The sequence below is a fragment of the Candidatus Tisiphia endosymbiont of Empis tessellata genome (assembly GCF_964031035.1).
Classification (GTDB): Bacteria; Pseudomonadota; Alphaproteobacteria; order Rickettsiales; family Rickettsiaceae; genus Tisiphia.
In genome coordinates, this window is record NZ_OZ034997.1 from 810030 (window position 1) to 828373 (window position 18344).

Genomic DNA, 18344 nt, shown 5'->3' on the forward strand with positions numbered 1-18344 from the left:
TAGGTGAAGCAAAATTGAATAAAATAGATAAAATAAAAGAGAGAGGAATAGATAAAATAAAAGAAAATAGGATTCTCTCTATTTCAGGTGGTGGAATTAAGGGGATTGCTGAGTTGGTTGTACTTGCAGCGATTGAGGAAATGACAGGCAAGTCTATATCTGAATTATTCAATGTTATTACTGGTACTAGTGTTGGGGGATTAATTGCAACTTTATTGACCATCCGTGACGAAGAAAAGGGATCAACAGAACCGCTTTTTTCAGCAAAACAAGCTTTAGAGCTATTTGAAAATACTGCTGCTGATATTTTCCCACAAAAATGGTATTTTAATGGACCAATCGGTAACATATTCAGCCATAAATATAGTCAAAAACCTCTTAAAGCAATGTTAGAAAAATATTTGGGTAATAGTACATTAGATGAGGCTATAACTCGTGTTATTATACCTGTTTTTGACGTAAGTGGCAAAAATGATCCTAATAAAGTCTTTGATAGTCATACCTACGACATACTAAAAAAAGAGGTAGTTCTTGCTACTACGGCAGCTCCTACTTATTTTAAACCTGTTGTTAACAAAAAGGATGTAGGTGGTTTTGGCTATGATCCTGGAGTAGATTATGCTTTTGTCGATGGAGGCTTAAGTGCTAATATTCCAGCAGGATCAGCTATAGGAGTGCTGAAAGAAGGGATGGCTCTTGAAGAACAAGTAAAAATGTTAAAACATACGATGCTTTGTTCTATCAATTTTGAACAAACTCATAAAGAAACGGCGATACCATCAAAAAAATTGGATGGTTCGATAGGTTGGGTAACTAAAGGAAACATAATAAACAAAATTATAAAAGCTACCGAACATAGTGCTATAACTGAAGTTAAAAAAGATTTACCAGAAGCTGGTCAATTTACAGAGATATCAATTCCTATACCAAAAGAATGTAAAAAATTGGATAATGTTAAGCCGGATAATATAGCTAAATTAAAAGAAATTGGTAGGCAATATGTAGAAAATAACAAAGAATTACTTGAGAATCTTTGTAAAACATTGGTTGAGAGTGTCAATAGAGAAGAGAGTTTAAAAGCAGCAAACATTGACGAATCTAATGTTTCTAGTGTGTTAGTAGCGAGTGATAATACTAATGAAGAGCAAGATAATAATGCTTCCAGTACTGTTAGTAATCGTGTAATATCGAAAGAATGTGATAAACAACAATTATTGATTAAAGATTTAAATGATAGTCAATATGAAACTTTACAAAAAGGCTTGAGTACTTTAACTCCTAGGGAATCTCAGCTTCTAGAAATGTTCTTACAAGTATTAGATAATACACAAATTGAAGCTTTATCCGGTCGGATTAGCTCAATCATCAACGGTAATCATATGGATGAAATACCTGAGTTAACTAATTCTCAAAATATGCTTCTTAACTCTTTTAGTAAGATGTTTATACCTGATAATGATTATAATACTTGTGGTCAAGAAGCTTTAGCTCAAGAAGTAACGTGTGATGGAAGAGGCTCAGATTTTTCACACGCTCCTCCTGAAGTGTATTAATTGTAATTACCCCAGTTCAGGATAAGAATTAACTAATTCTTATCCCGAATTCGCGTCTGTTGAGTATATTCTTGATATTTACAGAAGATAGCATAAAATAACCAAGCAGTGAATTGCTTATGAGTTTGTTATGTTACATAGATATATTAAAAACAATGATGTTGTTTCTTTAGAAGAAAAACAACATCTATTTCATCTCGTTGATCCGAGTCCTTGGCCAATCCTGACTTCATTTGCCTTATTGCTTTTAGCTAGCGGTAGCATAATGTTTATGCATGCATATAGATTTGGTGAATATGTTTTTGGAGCTGGTATTCTTTCAGTGATTTTTTGTTTATATTCATGGTGGAGTGATGTAATTAAAGAGGGATTAATTGGAAAACATCATACGCAGCCAGTAAGAATCGGCTTAAGGATAGGTATGGCACTATTTATTTTGTCAGAAATAATGTTTTTTGCTGTATTTTTTGGGTCATTTTTTAAAGCAAACCTTTTCCCTGTAGGACTGCTAGATGGTGTATGGGTGGTAAAGCCTGGTGTATGGCCTCCTGCTGGTATTCAAACATTTGATCCTTTTGACATTCCTTTTATTAACACATTGATTCTTTTGTTGTCCGGTACAACAGTAACTTGGGCACATTATGCTCTTGAGGAAAATAACCAAAAGGATTGTATGACTGCTCTTAGCTTTACCATAATACTTGGTGTATTTTTTAGTTTAATGCAAGCTTATGAATATCATCATGCAGCTTTTGGTTTTAAAGATGGAATCTATCCTTCTAATTTTTACTTAGCAACAGGTTTTCACGGAGTTCACGTAATAATTGGCACTATATTTCTAAGTGTTTGTTATTATAGAGTGCGGCGAGGTGACTTTGTGAAAGGTAATGGTCATTTGGGTTTTGAATTTGCAGCTTGGTACTGGCATTTTGTCGATGTAGTATGGTTGTTTTTGTTCACTTTTGTATATGTTCTTGGAAGATAGACTGTTAAAATATAGATATGTTTATATTATTTTCCGTACCTGATTTAATACGTCTTCAGCATGTCCAGCCACTTGTACTTTTGACCAAATGTAAACTATCTTGCCTTTTTTGTCTATTAAGAAAGTAGCTCTATCAACTCCCATATATTTTTTACCAAACATTGATTTTTCTACCCAAACTCCATATTTTTCACAAGTATCGGAATTAGAATCTGATGCAAGATCAAAATCCAAACAATATTTTTTCTTGAATTTATCGTGAGAATTTAAGTCGTCCTTTGATACACCAATAATGACAGCATTCATTTTTTCAAATTCTAGTTTTAATTTATTAAAGTCACCGGCTTCGATAGTACAACCTGGTGTATCATCTTTAGGATAAAAATATAATACAACAACCTTTCCTGCTAAATCTGACAAATTGATTTTACTATTGGCATAGTAAAATTTGGTGCAATATCACCTATTTTTAATGTCATAACTACTCCTTTATATTTATTTTATTTCTTTTTTAGACAAATTATAAATTACAAAAATTACTGCTAACGAGATCGCTAATGCAAACCAAGTTATGGCATATTCTAAATGATCATTTCTGACATTCAGCAAATTTTCAATCGACAAACTTTTAAGAATATCAGATCGATTGTTATTACCCTCCATAACTAAATAAAAACCTTCTAATTTTAAGCCAAGAACATCAGAGGCTTGAGTTAAATCCAAGGTAAACCAAACATTATTTTTAACATCATTATCCAGTACAAACAGCTTTGTTTTTTCACCGAGAAGAATTACACCTGTGACTTCCATAGAGTTATCTATTATATTATCAATATTTTTTTTATGCCTCCCAGCAAACCACCCTAGTACAACCAAGATTATCTTGTTATCATCAGTTTGAAATGGGGTAACTAAATAATAACCATCTTTTTCAGTGGACATTGATCTGCGCCCATAAAGATGTAAATTCTTACCCACTAGAAAATAGCCGTTCGCCCTTATTTTAGCATATAATTTATTTCCACTAAGTGTTTTTATATTAATTGGCGGATTATTAAGATTATTTTTCATTGAACTTAAAAACAGTTCTTTTTCCTGTAATCTAGCAATTTGCCAAAACCCAAGTGATAAGAGAATTACAAATGCTAATATAGTAAGTAATAAAGGTAATAATTGAACTTGGCACTTACCGATTTTTAAAGTATTTTTTTTTAAAGTTTGTAACACTATAATTTCTTCATTATTTCTAGTAGTGATTCTAGAGTAGCTAGTTCTCTTTGTCTATTGAGTATATATAAAAAACTCCAAATTAAATAGCTCTAATGCTTCTGTTAATGATTTGGGGAATGACACTAAATTATATTGTTGATCAAAAGCATTGCCATATATTTTGTTGATATTATTTATTTTATCAGGAAATTTTAGACCTAGAAATATAGAGTTTAAAATAGTAAAAATTGCCAAATAAGGATCAGTGAGTGGATTTGCTATTCTATGTTCTAGTCTTTTAGGAGAGAGGTCAGGGATGCGCAGTGCAACAGTTCTATTATTATTACCAAAAGATACATTAGTTGGTGCCATAAAATTCTTATCCAAACGAAGATAATCATCTTCATTTGGCATGAATATCAAGAAAGTGTCAAGCATATAATGACAGATACTTTGAGCCATTAGATCAATATTAAGTATACAATTCTCCAAATCATTTGGGAATATAAAATTTACATGAAAATGCATACTACTACCATAATCGCTTGCAAATGGTTTGGCAGAAAAATTTACATTACCCCGTAATTTTTCTGCAATAATTTGTATTTTAGACTTAGTGCTACTAATTTTTTCTATATACTCAATTATGTTAGTGGAAGGCGGCAAATCTACCTCAAATTGATTAGCTCCTTTTTCTTTCTTAACTGCTATTCCAAGTAGAGTCTGAAATTCGAGTGGATCAATATTTTTGCTTAAATAAAATTCTATTTCCACTCCGATGCAAGCTATTAGCGAGTAGTCTGTTCGAAATTTCTTAATGATTTTTTGTAAAGCATTGTTCTTTTGCAAATGATCTGATAGTGTATGGATAAATTGCTGTAGGGTGGTCATGTGGATGAGTTTATAAAGAATAAAGTTTATTATAAAATTTTTGATGGAAGCTTCAAGCAATCTAGTCATATTTATAGTAAAAAAAATAAGTTGGGTGATTCTAGGATCTTAGAAAGTGTCGAGAATAATCGGCTAACAGTAGTTAAACATTATGATGCCAAGAACATTGTTATCCTACAGCAAGTTCATGGTAACAAAGTTATTGATGCTGATAGTGATATTGAGACTGATCCCGAAGCTGATGGGGCAGTTACTACCAAAAAAAATCTAGTACTAACAGTACAAACTGCTGATTGCGTTCCTATTCTACTTAGTAGCGAAGATGGTAAGGTTATAGGGGCAGCTCATTGTGGTTGGCGTGGAGCTAAAGCTGGTATCACTAATAATTTGGTAAAACTAATGCATGAGAAAGGAGCAAAAAATATTAGAGCTATTATTTGCCCTAGTATTCAACAATATTCTTATGAGGTAGACCAAGAATTTTACGATAATTTTATAAAGCAACGGGCTAAGAACTCAAAGTTTTTTAGTAGCTCTTTGAGAACAAAGCATTATATGTTTGATTTACCATCTTATGTAGAACTTCAACTACAAGAAGCTGGTATTAAAGATATAACAAGGATGCTAGAAGATACATATACTACCCCTGAGAAATATCCAAGTTATCGACGTTCCTGTCATACTGGAGAATTATATAACCGTACCATATTATCCACCATTGTAATTAAAGGATAAATAACACTAGATGAGAATCAACTACATGGGAAACATATTTGTATTTATTTGTTAGATAGTATATAATATGTATACTTCTCCTACTTCAAGAGTAAGTTTGCACTGAGGTTAATTATGGATAAATACTATGAATAATAATAACTTAAAAACAATAGTTGAAACAAAAACATTAACTCATGCTTTGGCTTTTGCCAATTCTGTGGTAGAAAAACGTAACGTAATTGCTAAGCTTAGTCATGTTAAATTATCATCTAAGGATGGTAAGCTAGAGCTAATAACTACTAACATGGAAATATATTTAAGCCAAAAAGTAGCAGCTCAAGTAATAAGTGAAGGCGAAATAATGGTATCTACTAAAACATTAAATGACATAATAAGAAAGATATCTGATAATGATGTAACACTTAGTGTCTCAAATGAAACAGATCAACTTGAAATTCTAGGAAAGAATTGTGCTTTTAACCTACTAACCCTACATGCTAACCAGTTCCCTGCGTTAGATGATATTAATGTTGAAGCTACTTTAAAAATATCTTGTAGTGATTTTGTTAAAATGATCGACGGTACTTTGTTTTCGGTATCCGTTGATGAAACTCGTTATAATCTTAATGGTGTTTATTTCTACGTAAAAGATGAAGAATGTTGTATGGCTAGCACCGATGGGCATAGATTATCAGTGTCAGTAGTAAAAATAGCCAATAATGCTAGCGAATTTGGAGTTATTTTACCTAAAAAGACTCTCGAGGAAATTGTTAAGATATTGAAAGACCCTAAGAATATTCAACTGGAGGCTGAAATTTTTCTAAGTGTTAATAGGATTAAATTTGTTTGTAATGCTATTATAATGGTATCAAAACTAATTGATGGAACTTTTCCGGATTATCAAGCTTTTATCCCAGTAGAGAACAACTATAAACTTACTATTAATACCAAGTTGCTAGCTGATGCTATAGATAGAGTAGCGACAATAACTATAGACAAATTTCAAGCAATAAAATTGATTTTATCAAAAGACTTGCTTGAAATTACCGCTTCTGGAGAAGCAAGAGGCGTGGCTAAAGAATGCATACCATGTTCTCTAGATGAAAGTAATTTATGCATTTTTGATCATGAAGATACTCTGTCTATAGGTTTTAATCCTAAATATCTTACTGATGCACTAAGTGCTGTGTTAAGTGCTACTAAAGCAAACCAAGTTGAGCTATACTTTTTAAATGCATCATCACCAATGTTATTGAAAACCCCTCAGAATCCTAAAGATGTTTTTGTGATTATGCCAGTTAAGGTTTAATATTCACCTTAATTCAATGTATATACTGCTCGTAAATGAAGAGTTGGTAGACGAAGGTCAACTTCAAGAAGAGCTAGGAGTGTCAAAGTCAAGCAGCGGAGCGTACATTAGTACGTGAGCAGCTTCGATCTTTAGACACGACGACGCCAATTCTTGAAGTTCACCGAGTATACTCGATAAAAATCAAGAAGAAATGAAGTTTTTATAGTAAAAATACTTGCTTTTTAACGTTTTTTTTATTAGTCTGTGCAATCTTCATAGAGTCTAAAATAACCTGACCTTGCCCGCGTGATGGAATGGTAGACATAACGGACTTAAAATCCGTGGGGTGCAAACCCTTGCCAGTTCAAGTCTGGCCGCGGGTACCATTCATTTTTATCAAGGTCATTCTTTTTATCGAGGAAAAAGTATATGTTTATTCAAACTGAAATTACTCCTAATCCTAATGCGATAAAATTTTTCCCTAACATACCTGTTAGCCCTAATGAGCCGGTTCATTTTAGTAATCTTGATGAGGCAAAAGGTAAAAGCAGGCTAGTAGTTCAATTATTTAGTATAAATAGCGTAAAATCTGTATTTTTTGGTAGTGATTTTATTACTATTACTAAAGAAGAAAAAAGTGATTGGCTAGTTTTAAAACCTGAAATTTTGATGATTATTATGGATCATTTTACTGCTGGTTTTACTGCTTTTGATGGGGAAAATGGTCAATCTGCCATAAATAATTCTGACGAGATGTCTGAAATCGAACAACAGATTGTAGAAATTATTGAAACACGTGTACGTCCTTCGGTTGCCATGGATGGAGGTGATATAATATATCGAGGATTTGAAAATGGAGTGGTAAAATTAGAACTTCGTGGAGCTTGCCAAGGTTGTCCTAGTTCGGCTATTACTTTAAAAAATGGTATTGAATCAATGCTTAAACATTTTATCCCCGAGGTAGAATCTGTTGAAGCTGTAGACGAGTTATAGATATTATGTCAAAGTTAGCAGTAGTTACAGGGGGAACAAGGAGGATAGGCAAGGCTATTACTATAGCATTAAGGGATAGAGGCTTTACCGTTGTAGCAAATTTTTATAGTGATTACCAAGCTGCTAAAGATTTTAATGAAAATTATTCTATTAAAACTAAGCAATGGAATACAGCAAATTATGCTGAATGTTTTAGGTCAATAAAGGAACTTGAAAATGAATTTGGTCGTCCAGTAAGTGTCCTAGTGAATAATGCTGGTATTACTAGGGATGCGATGATGCATAAAATGACTGAAGAAGAGTGGCAAGAAGTGATTAACGTTAATCTTAGCTCATGCTTTAATATGTGCCGTGCAGTAATTAACCAAATGCGAAATCAAAATTACGGACGAATTATTAATATTAGTTCAATTAATGCTCAGGCAGGACAAATAGGGCAAACTAATTATTCTGCTGCTAAAGCTAGAATTATAGGATTTACTAAGGCGTTAGCTAGGGAATCAGCTTCTAAAAATATAACGGTAAATTGTATAGCTCCTGGGTATATTAAAACATCAATGGTTGAAAAGATACCAGCTAATGTACTAGAGCAAATAATAGCAGCTGTGCCAATGAAAAGGTTGGGTAGACCAGAAGAAATTGCTAGAGCCGTAGAGTATCTAGCAGATGAGCAAGCTGGTTTTATTCTGGGGAAACGTTGTCAATTAATGGTGGGTATAATATGTCATGAGGTATATTTCTACCAATCCTTCATTGCAGGCAATGCCCAAGTGAGTTTGCCAAAAATATCTAATGTTTATGGTCATGATTATGGACATAAAAACCAATTGATGACAAGGTGTTTAGGAAGTCTTGGTTCTGTGCTAAATCGTTAGGCTTACCACTACAACATATATGTCCATTCAAACATATAACTTGGTCAGAGTTTTTCATCACAGTAAATAAGTCATGTGATATCATAAAAATTGTAATATTTAGACGTTTTTTTATTTGATTAATAATCCGATAAAATTCTTGCTGACTAGTAACATCTAATGATTGAGTTGGTTCATCTAAAATAATTAGATCAGGATTGTTGAGTAAGGTAGCAGTTAGAATTAGCTTCTGAAATTGACCACCAGAAAGTTCTGAAATATCATGATGTTTATAATTATTAAAATCAATAAAATTATTCCATTCTTGCCAATCATTGCGAGTAGCATTTGAGGCTAATAAATATAAAAAATTTTCAGCTGTAATTGGTAAGTCTGAAGCAAAATCTAGTCTCTGCGGTACATAGCCAATTTTTAGATGGGGGTGAATTGTTATATTACCAGATGAGGCACTGTCTAATCCCAAGATTAATCTAGCTATTGTTGTTTTCCCAGCACCATTTGGACCAATTAAAGTCGTAACCTCACCTTTTTTAACAGTAAAATTAATATTATTAAGGGGTAACTTTTTGCCAAATTGTTTAGATACATTACTGAATTTTATTAATGTAATATCTTCTGATATAGACACAACCACCTGATCAAAATTATTATTGTGTGCCAATTATGATAAATAGCTAACCTCAGTTTGATGTAAGCCATAGTACTCTACATTTCTCTATAATCGTCATCGCGAAGCATCTTTGGATGCCGTGGCGATCCAAATAAACAGCGAAGCTGTTTCTTCTAATACGCTTTGCATCATATCCTGGATTACCGCGTCGCCGCTTTCAGCGACCCCTCGCAATGACGCTCGTAAGGACTCTTAACAGTAGTGACATAAAAAATGTACTATGGCTGCTCCGTTACTCATGTACACCTAGCAGCTCGACTTTGCTGCTGCCTAGCTCTTCTTGAAGTTATACTATCGTCTACACAACTCTTGAAATCATAGCAATATACATCGAACTCAGGTTAACTAGCAGTCTCACCGTTAACATCATTATTACTATCTTGGTCGTCATTATCACTTTCCGATTCTTCACTTTTTTCAGATTTATCATCCTCTTCTTGTGCAGAACCAAGAGCATACACACACAATTCTTCCAGCAGAACATTATTCTTATTAGCCAGTTCTTGCAGTTTAGTTATCGCATCCATGACCTCAGCTGGTATTTTCCCACCACGTTGCTTTGATAACCAGTCATCCTGAAAATGCAAGGGATGATGCCCCGGCTCAGGTTGCCCTACATATATAGTAAACGGTGCCATTTGTCCACCAAAATCACAATTAACACTAAACTTTTTCATAACACACTTTATAACATAAGATTAAATTATCAAAATAATATTAGGAACTTCAAGATTTGATCCTTAAAAAACTTAACTAACAAATAAATTTAATACATCTGCATAATTCCATGAAATTTCCCCGTTTTTATATTACAAAAAATATATATGGTAGGACAATCACCATTTATCCATTTATTGTCATAGTCAGTAAGCTGTATTATTAATTCATCACATTCAGATAATTCAGATACTTGACACCAAGCAGGCCAACCAAACAATTTGTCACTAACTTCACATTGGTATGGTATTTGTTCGATATTTGGATATAAATCATCTAAATATTTTTCAACTTCTTGTGGCATATCTTCCCTTTGGGGAAAATCTATTATCTTACTAAACTTTGCTAACCTAGGGCTAGCATTAATTTCTTTTGGTTTTATTAATAATTCTAAATCTTCATCTTTATAAACTCTTATACATAGAGTACTTGAATCATCATAAGAAATCCCATCTTCTGGATAAATAAAAACAGCAATATATTTTACATCTTCCACAGACTTAGGAATAAAAGGTAAATCTAAAATCCTTATTTGAATAACTGGAACTAATAAAGTACTATTATTATCTGTTGGCCATCCCTCACCCTTTGTACATATATTTATATCTCCTATTATTGAACTTTTAAATAATTCTTTAAATTGGGCTGTAGGTATTTCAAGTTTATTTATAATTATAGCTTCTTTTTTGAATTCTTGTAACTTTACATCAAGATTAATATTTTTCATATTTAATTTTTTATAATTTATTTCTTCAATTTATAATTGAATAACATGTTTTGTCTTCTAGTTATCACATTAAAATCATTAAATACCCTAATATTTTAAAGTAGAAATTATAATATTCATTACCTATCTTCAAGATAAATATATATGATATAACAAAAAAATTTTGGCAACAAAAATTAACTACTCAATGACGTTTTTTCAAGTAATAGATGTTTAAATTTCTCGGAAAGTTCATAATTAGTAGCAACAAACGTTTTGTCATTATTTATTATTGCTCCACCTGATTCCCGGACAATTAAATCAAAACTAGCTTTTAAAGTGTAATTTAATGATGAAAAATAAACAGCATCAATCTTACCAGCTGCAAGTAATAGAATTCCATAACAATGAGAACCAAAAACCCTAGAATTTTTCAAAAAAACTGGGTTTATGTTAAAATCGTCAGTAGAAATTAGAAAATTATCAAAACTAGAACAAGCAGAAACCCTTAATCTACCACTATTATTAGTGATATTATTTCCTACCCATACCCCTTTTCCCTTCTCAACATAATAAATCTCATCAAGAGCTGGAAAGTTTATCACAGTACAAACCGTGGTTAAAATTTTATTAATCTTTTTTAAACACGTTATAGATACAGCAAAAAATGGTATACTTTTTTCTAAATTACTCAAACTATCAAGCGGATTTATTAATAAAACCATCTCAGAAGCGTTATCTAATTCAAACTTATCCTCTGGAAAAAATAAAGAACTTGTATATTTTTGCAACTCATTACGTAATAAATCTTGTGTTTTAATATAAGATTTATTGCAGAAATCATAGTTTCCCTTATTAGATCTTTGAAGCATTTCCAGCTCTAAAAAATCTCTCTTCAAAAACTTAACAGCTTTACATGATGCAGTAATAAGTAAGTTAGTTATAGGCTGCATAAGCTATATATGACTTCAAAAGTTGATGATAGACGATAGTATAACTTCAAGAGGCAATAGCAAAGTCGAGCTAGCTGTGCGTACATGAGTAACTAGGCAGCTTTAATCTTCAGAGACAATGACCTTAACTCTTAAAGTTCTACCTGAGTATATATTACTTTGCTCTCTCAACAAAGCTTATATCTTCAATTTTTATAACTATTTTCTCCCCAGTAACTAAATAAGGCGATACCATTACCTTTACTCCATTGGTTAAAATCGCTGGTTTATAAGAAGATGTTACCGTAGAGCCTTTAATTACAGGATCAGTTTGCATAATTTCAGCAATAACGGTTTGCGGTAATTCAGCATTTAAAGCTTTTTCTTCATAAAACTGTACCTTGAGTACCATATTATCCTCAAGAAATGGCAATCTTTCGCTAAGAATTGCCTTATTAATTAAAATTTGCTCAAATGTCTCATTATCCATTAACACGAGGTCATCACCTTCAAAATATAGGAATTGTAAATCCTTATTCTCAAGCTGTGCTTTTTCAACATAATCGGATGAATTAAAACGCTCATTAAGTTTTGTACCAGTTTTTAAATTTTTCATCTCTACTTGCACATAAGCCCCACCTTTACCAGGTTTGGTATGTTCAGGTGTTTTGCTCACAACCCATAAATCATTATTATACACTATAATGTTACCAGCCCTAATAGCATTTGCTGAAATTTTCATATTATTATCACTTATCTAAAATAATTATTTTGTATATTTGTTCAAGCTGGTTATTAACACCTTTCTAGGTCTATTTTATCATTTTTATCGATAAAGGTCAAAGTATAATCATATCCTTATAGCTTTCTTCTAATTCTAAAAGTTTTTTCTTGAGTTCAAGTCCTCCAGCGTAACCAGTTAGTCTACCATCAGTACCTATAACCCTATGACATGGTACTATAATTGACAAAGTGTTGCGTGCCACAGTTGTTTGCTACTACACGTACAGATTTAGGAGCAAATATTAAATTTGCAATATCCTTGTAACTCATCACTCTAGCATATGGGATGGCAGAGATGGTAGACCATAATTTCTCCTGAAAATTAGTCCCCGTGAAACGGTAAGGTACGGTAATTTCTTTTCTAGTACCATTTATGTATTCTGTTAGCTCTTGGTAAGTTTGATCGAATATACTGCAATTTTGCTGTTCATAATAACTACTATCTAAAATTGGCATATGTTTTTGCCCTACAAAATATAAACCTGTTAAAAAGTCCCCATCTGATACCAATAATATATTCAAATCATTTGAGTATATTAGAGCAATTGGTAAGTCTATATATCTATATATTTTTGTCATTTTAATTTTTTTCTTGGAGAGAATTTTGTTCTAAACGACTTTTACACCCTGTGAAGTCAACTATTTTTGCATCTTGATCTTGGCAAGCACAAGTAAAAATATATTTCCTTTCGTCTGTGACTCCCTGAATACATTGTCCGCAAATGCCTTTCATCATACACTGCATAGGAGAATTAAGACTTACTATTAATTGAGTTTTGTTACCAAAAAAATCATCTTTTATATCTTTTATAGCTTCCATCATTTCTGTACTACCCGCAGCTATTATCCTATCTATGCTCAAATTTTTCCAAAGGTAACAATGCCCCATTATAGCATACACCAAATCGCCCTTAACACTAATATCTTCCGCCCTATTTTTTGATAAAATACCTTCTTCACAACACCAAACTACTATATCGGCTGCTTCTTCTATTCTGTCTTGATAGAACCTATCTTGTAAATTTTTATAACCAGCAAAATATATAATTTTACAATTATTATTTTTAAGAGCCTTAGCTATTGAGCATAAAACTGCATTTCCAACTCCTCCACCAACAAGCACTACATTACTATCCTTTAATATCTCAGTTGGCTTACCACTAGGTCCCATTAGTACTACTAATTCATTTTGCGATAAATATCTACATAATTTACTTGATTTACCATTTTGCCAAACTATCAAATGAATTAACCCTTTTTCTGAATCAACATAAGCTCCAGTGACAGCCAATGGTTCGATAATTTTTGAAATATCACTAGAATAATTTTGTAAACGGAAAAATTGCCCCGGTTGAAAATTTTGAGCAGCGATAGGAGAATGTATTACCAGCTCTACTATCTTATAAGATAGAGTATTAATCCGTTTGATACGGCTAGCTAGTAAATAATCTAGTTTAACGAAGAAATCTAGATTATTACCAAAAAAACTTGGTTTATTTTTGATAAGTTTTTTTCCAATAAACTTGTACCCCTCTTTACTACTTGCTAAGGCTTTAACCACACTTCCAGAGTATTGAGGATTACAATCACCAAAATATGTTATACTTCCTGCATAAGTCAATCTAGTTGGTAATTTTGTTGCCGAAACTCGCCTGTACTCCTCACGTACGCCTGTGTACGCTGCGGTACTCGGCTTCGTTTCTCCTAAAAATTCCTCAACTATTTTTGACTTATGCAGGAAGTCTGTTATACTCGAATGATTTTCCAAATAACTATTATCTTTATGCGTACCTATTGCCATAAGTACAGTCCTTACCTTAAATTTTTTCCTTATACCTAAATTATCAAATTCTATTGATTCAGCGTAAGTATACTGATCAACATCAATGCCTAAAGGTATCATATCTTCAGCAAAATTTACACCTGCAGCCATAGCATACATAACTTCCTCAGGATTTAACTTGTAAGCAGGAGAATCCTTTAATTTTCCTCTATAACAAATTGTTACTCCACCTAGTTCATTGAGGATTTTTTTTACAGCTTCTGTATCTTGTACTTGCCTAAATAATTTTGCATGCGAGATAAATTCTTCGGCTATTAATTTGTCCTCATCTGTCCAATTTTGTTCTGTATGATTTTTCCCATTCTCCTCAACTGACAATTCATACTTTTTTAGAAATTTTTCTACTTGTAACTTATAATAATTTAAACTTTCAGTTGCTGCATCAATAGAGGTCAGTCCCCCGCCAATGATAATAATAGGCATCCTAATAAGCAAATTAGTGTTAGATTGTTCTAAAAAAGCTCCTCCTGATTGTAATGTCATTAGAAAGTCGGAGGCTGTTTTCACACCTTTTGCAAGAAAATTTTTTATTTGAGCAATTTTGGGCTTACCAGCTCCAACACACAAAGCAACATGGTCAAATCCTAAATGAAATACTTGCTCCATAGTTATATTACTATCTAAACTTACACCACCAAAAAGCTTAAAATGACTGTTTCTCTCCAGTATCAGACGTAATATAGTTAAATTATTTTTATCCCACCTTGCAGTAATACCATACTCGGCTACTCCTCCAAAACCTTCAGGTATTTTTTCTGATAAGTTTTTTTTATAATCAGACCAGTATTTAATAGGCTTGTTAATATCAAAAGGTAATGGGGTAATTTTTAAGCCATCTATAGCTACTACAGTATGTCCGTCTCGTAATAAATAATGGCTTAAACTAAACCCAGCTGGTCCTTGACCCACTACTAAAACTTTGTAATTAGTTGAAGGCTTTGGCATCAGAGAAAAAATGTTAAGTGGATTCCAATTGGTAAGTAATAAATATATTTCCACCCCGTAAGGTAGAAGCAAAGTAGTTTCCAAAATATTAGATTCAACAAGAGGAATATCTACAGGTTCTTGCTTTTGATAAATGCAAGCATTAGAACAATCATTACAAATCCTATGACCGGTAGCAGCCACCATTGGATTATCAATGACAATAATAGCAAGAGCAGCTAAATTAAATCCCTTGGACTTTACATAATTCATCTCAGAGATTTTCTGCTTCAGCGGACAGCCCGACTTTGATGGCGTAGTCGGTAGTATATTCGCAGAATCATTCGAGTATAACCCTTTAGAACACGAGTCTTTTCCCTGTTTATGACAGTAGATACAATAGTGAGTAGCATTTAAGACTGTATCTAGATTAGATATAGGATTTAAACAATCAAACCCTACTCTTACATGTTTTTTATATTTAGCTACCTTATTAAGATCTATTAAATTATCTTTATCTGTTTTATTTGGTAAAGAAAATAATATACTTTCAGATTCATTAAATCTACTTTGAAACTCTACTCCTGCAAGAGGTCTATTATAAACCATAAAGGCAGCATATTTTGCTGCTATATCTAACTCAAAAGCATATTTTTCATCATCTAATTGCCATTTTATTACTTGACGAGCAAACTTGTCTTGGGTAAACTCCTCTCCTAAAAGTTTTTCTAAAAAAATTGATACACTATCAAAATCAATCTCTTTTAGTTTTTCAGGAGGATATTTTCTTACCGCAACACGCTGGATGAACTTTCTCTTACATTCATAAATTACATCAAATTCTTTATGACTAAATCTCAGATTGGCTATTTCTTGTTCAATACCAAATAACTTAGCTAGAAAATCATCAAAAACAGGCGAAATTTCTAATAAAAAATCCGAGTAATATTTTTGATCAACTTGATCAGGATTAGCCCTTAATGATAAAATAATTTCATAAAGAGAATAACTATGGCTACGCAGAAAATTTAGAAAAATTTCATCTAATTTTTTTAAGCCTTCTAATCTATTCAGATCTATAAAATCTAAACCAAAAGCAAGTATCATATAGCTAAAACCTTCTTTAGATTAGCTATATATAATATATGACATTTTTAGAAAAAAATCTGTAGCCAAGATAACTGAAAAATGAAACAATAACGGCTACAATAAAGGATTTTATAATCATAAATACATCTGGCAACACTCCTTCTATTACTAAGAATTGAACTGGTCTTATGACAAGAAAAATGGGGTTAATTTCAAAAAATATTTTCTTTGATTCTGGTACCATAGAATATGGGTACACTATTGGTATAGTCCAATATGCAACATTCAAAATCAAATTTAATACCTGTGGAATATCACGTATATAAGGAGTTAAAAATGCAAATGCGATAGAACTACTAATCACAGAAATAATCAGCGGTAACACAAGCATTGGTACAAAAAGTATATATACACTAAATCTTTCAGGATATAAAATGATAAAAGCTATATACATAGCTACAAACGAATAAATTAGGGTATAAACTTGTGTTAAACTATCCGATATAGGAAAGATAGTTCTAGAAATTACTACCTTTTTTATAATACCACTGCGATTAATTAATGAATTTGATGATATATTTAAGCTGCTAACAATAAATGTCCATAACGGTAAACCACCGACTAGATTCATAATTATTGCTTCTCTTGGTAGCTTAAGTAAAAATCCAAAAAAATATGAAATGATCATTATATGCACAAAAGGCTGAACTAAACCCCATAAAGAACCTAAAAAAGAATCTTTATTTTGATGAGATATAGAAGCTTGGGTTAATAATACCACTGACAACCAGTATTTCTTGGAAAAAAAATACTTTATCATTAATAATTCCCACTATTATAAATTTTTAGTATTTCATCTGGATTACCGTCTGCAATAATACTACCTTCTTTTAATAATACACATCTATTACAATTCTCCTTAATAATATTTTCTTGATGACTTACTAGTATTAAAATAGGTATATTTTGTAACTTGTTTTTCATAAAATTGGTTGACTTCTCAATAAAATGACTATCACCAGCAGCAAAAACTTCATCTAGTAAAAGAATATCTGAATCTTGAAAAGCCGATACAGAAAAAGCCAATCTTGATAACATACCAGAGCTATAATTTTTTACCGGTAAATCTATTTTATTCCCTAGCTCAGAAAAATTTATAATTTCTTGTTCCAGTTCTTTACTGTACTTACCTAACATATTATTATAAATCATAAGCATTTTGATATTTTCTCTTCCAGTTTGCTCTAATTCAAAACCTACTCCCATCTCAATAATGGCGGCAAAGTTACCATGAACTTTAATTTTTCCAAACTTTAATGGATAAATTCCAGCAATTACTTTAAGCAAAGAACTCTTACCTGAACCATTGCTACCAATAAAGGCAATTTTTTCGCCTCTTTGACAGGAAAGATTTATATTATTTAAGATAGGAATTGACGAAGGAAAAAGTTTACCTCCTTTAATAAAAAAGTGTCTTAAACTTTCTACCCTTTGTTGGTTATTGATTCCTTCTACACAACCATCAGATATCTCTATAGATACTAGTTTAGACGTCATATGTTAAAAACATGAGTTATATTTTTACTGAAGAGTTAATCCATTCTTCAATAATATTTTTGGGGAATACTCCAGTCTTAGTAGCTAGTTGTTTTCCATCTTTAAACAAAATCATTGTAGGTATACTACGAATACCTAAACTTGAAGGTATATTAGGATTTTGATCTATGTCCATTTTAACGATTTTTATTTTGCCCACTAATTCCTTACTTAATTCTTCAATAATGGGTGTTAACATTTTACATGGTCCGCACCATTCAGCCCAAAAATCAACTAATACAGGTGTGTTGGACTCTAAAACTTCTTTATTAAAAGAATCATCTGTTATATTACTTGCCATAATCTCTTATTTTTTGAATTATTAAATATCGAATAAAAAACACCTTCGATGTCATCCCCGCGTAAGCATAATAATAGTACCCTACATTTTTCTATAATCGTCATCGCGAGACACCTTTAGATGCCGTGGCGATCTAGGTAAACAACGAATCTGTTTTTTTAGAGTAACGCTTCGCGTATCCTATATTGCCGCGTCGCCGCTTTCATCGACTCCTCGCAATGACGATTATATATGAGGCATAATACTCAACAGCCTGCTATTTTTCTAGA

The 18344-nt window shown here is 32.1% G+C and carries 19 protein-coding genes, 1 tRNA gene and 1 pseudogene; 7 read left to right on the plus strand and 14 right to left on the minus strand.

Going from position 1 to position 18344, the window contains the following annotated elements; all coding sequences use genetic code 11:
* Positions 1-14 precede the first annotated feature (14 nt).
* Positions 15-1553, plus strand: coding sequence for a patatin-like phospholipase family protein (locus AAHM86_RS04260; protein WP_342267382.1), 1539 nt, complete (start codon positions 15-17; stop codon positions 1551-1553).
* A 130-nt stretch (positions 1554-1683) separates the two neighbouring features.
* Positions 1684-2538 carry a cytochrome c oxidase subunit 3 gene (locus AAHM86_RS04265; protein ID WP_342267383.1) on the plus strand — a complete coding sequence of 285 codons (855 nt, stop codon included), beginning with the start codon at positions 1684-1686 and terminating at the stop codon, positions 2536-2538.
* Between the two features lie 21 nt (positions 2539-2559).
* Here AAHM86_RS04265 and AAHM86_RS04270 read toward each other — a convergent pair.
* The 3 genes and pseudogenes from AAHM86_RS04270 to AAHM86_RS04280 all read right to left on the minus strand — a co-directional run bounded on the left by AAHM86_RS04270 (position 2560) and on the right by AAHM86_RS04280 (position 4638).
* Positions 2560-3017, minus strand: a pseudogene (locus AAHM86_RS04270) (peroxiredoxin).
* 16 nt (positions 3018-3033) lie between these two features.
* Positions 3034-3732 (minus strand): SURF1 family protein, encoded by a 699-nt coding sequence (locus tag AAHM86_RS04275; protein WP_410521580.1) that lies wholly within the window; start codon positions 3730-3732, stop codon positions 3034-3036.
* A gap of 87 nt (positions 3733-3819) precedes the next feature.
* Positions 3820-4638 carry a glutamine synthetase gene (locus AAHM86_RS04280; protein WP_342267385.1) on the minus strand — a complete coding sequence of 273 codons (819 nt, stop codon included), beginning with the start codon at positions 4636-4638 and terminating at the stop codon, positions 3820-3822.
* Here AAHM86_RS04280 and pgeF point away from each other — a divergent pair, their 5' ends adjacent.
* The 5 genes from pgeF (at position 4639) to AAHM86_RS04305 (ending at position 8514) form a co-directional block, all read left to right on the plus strand.
* Positions 4639-5373 (plus strand): peptidoglycan editing factor PgeF, encoded by a 735-nt coding sequence (pgeF, locus tag AAHM86_RS04285; RefSeq protein ID WP_342267386.1) that lies wholly within the window; start codon positions 4639-4641, stop codon positions 5371-5373.
* A gap of 127 nt (positions 5374-5500) precedes the next feature.
* Positions 5501-6664 carry a DNA polymerase III subunit beta gene (gene dnaN / locus AAHM86_RS04290; protein WP_342267387.1) on the plus strand — a complete coding sequence of 388 codons (1164 nt, stop codon included), beginning with the start codon at positions 5501-5503 and terminating at the stop codon, positions 6662-6664.
* A 282-nt stretch (positions 6665-6946) separates the two neighbouring features.
* Positions 6947-7032: transfer RNA gene (locus AAHM86_RS04295), tRNA-Leu, on the plus strand.
* A gap of 43 nt (positions 7033-7075) precedes the next feature.
* Positions 7076-7639 carry a NifU family protein gene (locus AAHM86_RS04300; protein WP_342267388.1) on the plus strand — a complete coding sequence of 188 codons (564 nt, stop codon included), beginning with the start codon at positions 7076-7078 and terminating at the stop codon, positions 7637-7639.
* A gap of 5 nt (positions 7640-7644) precedes the next feature.
* Positions 7645-8514, plus strand: coding sequence for a 3-oxoacyl-ACP reductase (locus tag AAHM86_RS04305; protein ID WP_342267389.1), 870 nt, complete (start codon positions 7645-7647; stop codon positions 8512-8514).
* On the opposite strand, the gene AAHM86_RS04310 is transcribed toward AAHM86_RS04305, so the two are convergent.
* The 11 genes from AAHM86_RS04310 to trxA form a co-directional block, all read right to left on the minus strand.
* Positions 8429-9124, minus strand: a complete 696-nt coding sequence (locus AAHM86_RS04310; protein ID WP_342268381.1) for a metal ABC transporter ATP-binding protein — start codon at positions 9122-9124, stop codon at positions 8429-8431. The two genes, AAHM86_RS04305 and AAHM86_RS04310, sit on opposite strands and share 86 nt — an antisense overlap.
* A gap of 401 nt (positions 9125-9525) precedes the next feature.
* Positions 9526-9861, minus strand: a complete 336-nt coding sequence (locus AAHM86_RS04315) for a DUF2610 domain-containing protein (RefSeq protein ID WP_341751470.1) — start codon at positions 9859-9861, stop codon at positions 9526-9528.
* Between the two features lie 89 nt (positions 9862-9950).
* A complete protein-coding gene (locus tag AAHM86_RS04320; RefSeq protein WP_342267390.1) occupies positions 9951-10628 on the minus strand; it encodes a hypothetical protein in 678 nt (225 codons plus the stop codon).
* A gap of 176 nt (positions 10629-10804) precedes the next feature.
* On the minus strand, positions 10805-11560 hold the full coding sequence (locus AAHM86_RS04325) for an inositol monophosphatase family protein (protein ID WP_342267391.1): 756 nt from the start codon (positions 11558-11560) through the stop codon (positions 10805-10807).
* Positions 11561-11714: 154 nt separating this feature from the next.
* Complete coding sequence (gene efp / locus AAHM86_RS04330) at positions 11715-12281, minus strand: elongation factor P (protein ID WP_342267392.1); 567 nt, start codon at positions 12279-12281, stop codon at positions 11715-11717.
* Between the two features lie 97 nt (positions 12282-12378).
* Positions 12379-12525: a methylated-DNA--[protein]-cysteine S-methyltransferase gene (locus AAHM86_RS07200; RefSeq protein ID WP_410521541.1), complete on the minus strand. Its 147-nt coding sequence runs from the start codon at positions 12523-12525 to the stop codon at positions 12379-12381.
* Complete coding sequence (locus AAHM86_RS04335; RefSeq protein WP_342267393.1) at positions 12485-12901, minus strand: methylated-DNA--[protein]-cysteine S-methyltransferase; 417 nt, start codon at positions 12899-12901, stop codon at positions 12485-12487. Before AAHM86_RS04335 ends, AAHM86_RS07200 begins: the two co-directional genes overlap by 41 nt.
* A gap of 1 nt (position 12902) precedes the next feature.
* Positions 12903-16196: an FAD-dependent oxidoreductase gene (locus AAHM86_RS04340; protein ID WP_342267394.1), complete on the minus strand. Its 3294-nt coding sequence runs from the start codon at positions 16194-16196 to the stop codon at positions 12903-12905.
* Positions 16197-16221: 25 nt separating this feature from the next.
* Complete coding sequence (locus AAHM86_RS04345; protein ID WP_342267395.1) at positions 16222-16998, minus strand: ABC transporter permease; 777 nt, start codon at positions 16996-16998, stop codon at positions 16222-16224.
* Positions 16998-17735: an ABC transporter ATP-binding protein gene (locus tag AAHM86_RS04350; RefSeq protein ID WP_342267396.1), complete on the minus strand. Its 738-nt coding sequence runs from the start codon at positions 17733-17735 to the stop codon at positions 16998-17000. Before AAHM86_RS04350 ends, AAHM86_RS04345 begins: the two co-directional genes overlap by 1 nt.
* 16 nt (positions 17736-17751) lie before the next feature.
* On the minus strand, positions 17752-18075 hold the full coding sequence (gene trxA / locus AAHM86_RS04355; protein WP_342267397.1) for a thioredoxin: 324 nt from the start codon (positions 18073-18075) through the stop codon (positions 17752-17754).
* Positions 18076-18344: the final 269 nt, after the last annotated feature.

What these genes read in the sequence shown, in the direction of transcription:
- AAHM86_RS04265 (WP_342267383.1), top strand. Translation starts at nt 1,684, where the DNA reads ATGTTACATAGATATATTAAAAACAATGATGTTGTTTCTTTAGAAGAA.
- AAHM86_RS04280 (WP_342267385.1), bottom strand. Translation starts at nt 4,638, where the DNA reads ATGACCACCCTACAGCAATTTATCCATACACTATCAGATCATTTGCAA.
- dnaN (WP_342267387.1), top strand. Translation starts at nt 5,501, where the DNA reads ATGAATAATAATAACTTAAAAACAATAGTTGAAACAAAAACATTAACT.
- AAHM86_RS04300 (WP_342267388.1), top strand. Translation starts at nt 7,076, where the DNA reads ATGTTTATTCAAACTGAAATTACTCCTAATCCTAATGCGATAAAATTT.
- AAHM86_RS04305 (WP_342267389.1), top strand. Translation starts at nt 7,645, where the DNA reads ATGTCAAAGTTAGCAGTAGTTACAGGGGGAACAAGGAGGATAGGCAAG.
- AAHM86_RS04315 (WP_341751470.1), bottom strand. Translation starts at nt 9,861, where the DNA reads ATGAAAAAGTTTAGTGTTAATTGTGATTTTGGTGGACAAATGGCACCG.
- AAHM86_RS04320 (WP_342267390.1), bottom strand. Translation starts at nt 10,628, where the DNA reads ATGAAAAATATTAATCTTGATGTAAAGTTACAAGAATTCAAAAAAGAA.
- AAHM86_RS04325 (WP_342267391.1), bottom strand. Translation starts at nt 11,560, where the DNA reads ATGCAGCCTATAACTAACTTACTTATTACTGCATCATGTAAAGCTGTT.
- efp (WP_342267392.1), bottom strand. Translation starts at nt 12,281, where the DNA reads ATGAAAATTTCAGCAAATGCTATTAGGGCTGGTAACATTATAGTGTAT.
- AAHM86_RS04335 (WP_342267393.1), bottom strand. Translation starts at nt 12,901, where the DNA reads ATGACAAAAATATATAGATATATAGACTTACCAATTGCTCTAATATAC.
- AAHM86_RS04340 (WP_342267394.1), bottom strand. Translation starts at nt 16,196, where the DNA reads ATGATACTTGCTTTTGGTTTAGATTTTATAGATCTGAATAGATTAGAA.
- AAHM86_RS04345 (WP_342267395.1), bottom strand. Translation starts at nt 16,998, where the DNA reads ATGATAAAGTATTTTTTTTCCAAGAAATACTGGTTGTCAGTGGTATTA.
- AAHM86_RS04350 (WP_342267396.1), bottom strand. Translation starts at nt 17,735, where the DNA reads ATGACGTCTAAACTAGTATCTATAGAGATATCTGATGGTTGTGTAGAA.
- trxA (WP_342267397.1), bottom strand. Translation starts at nt 18,075, where the DNA reads ATGGCAAGTAATATAACAGATGATTCTTTTAATAAAGAAGTTTTAGAG.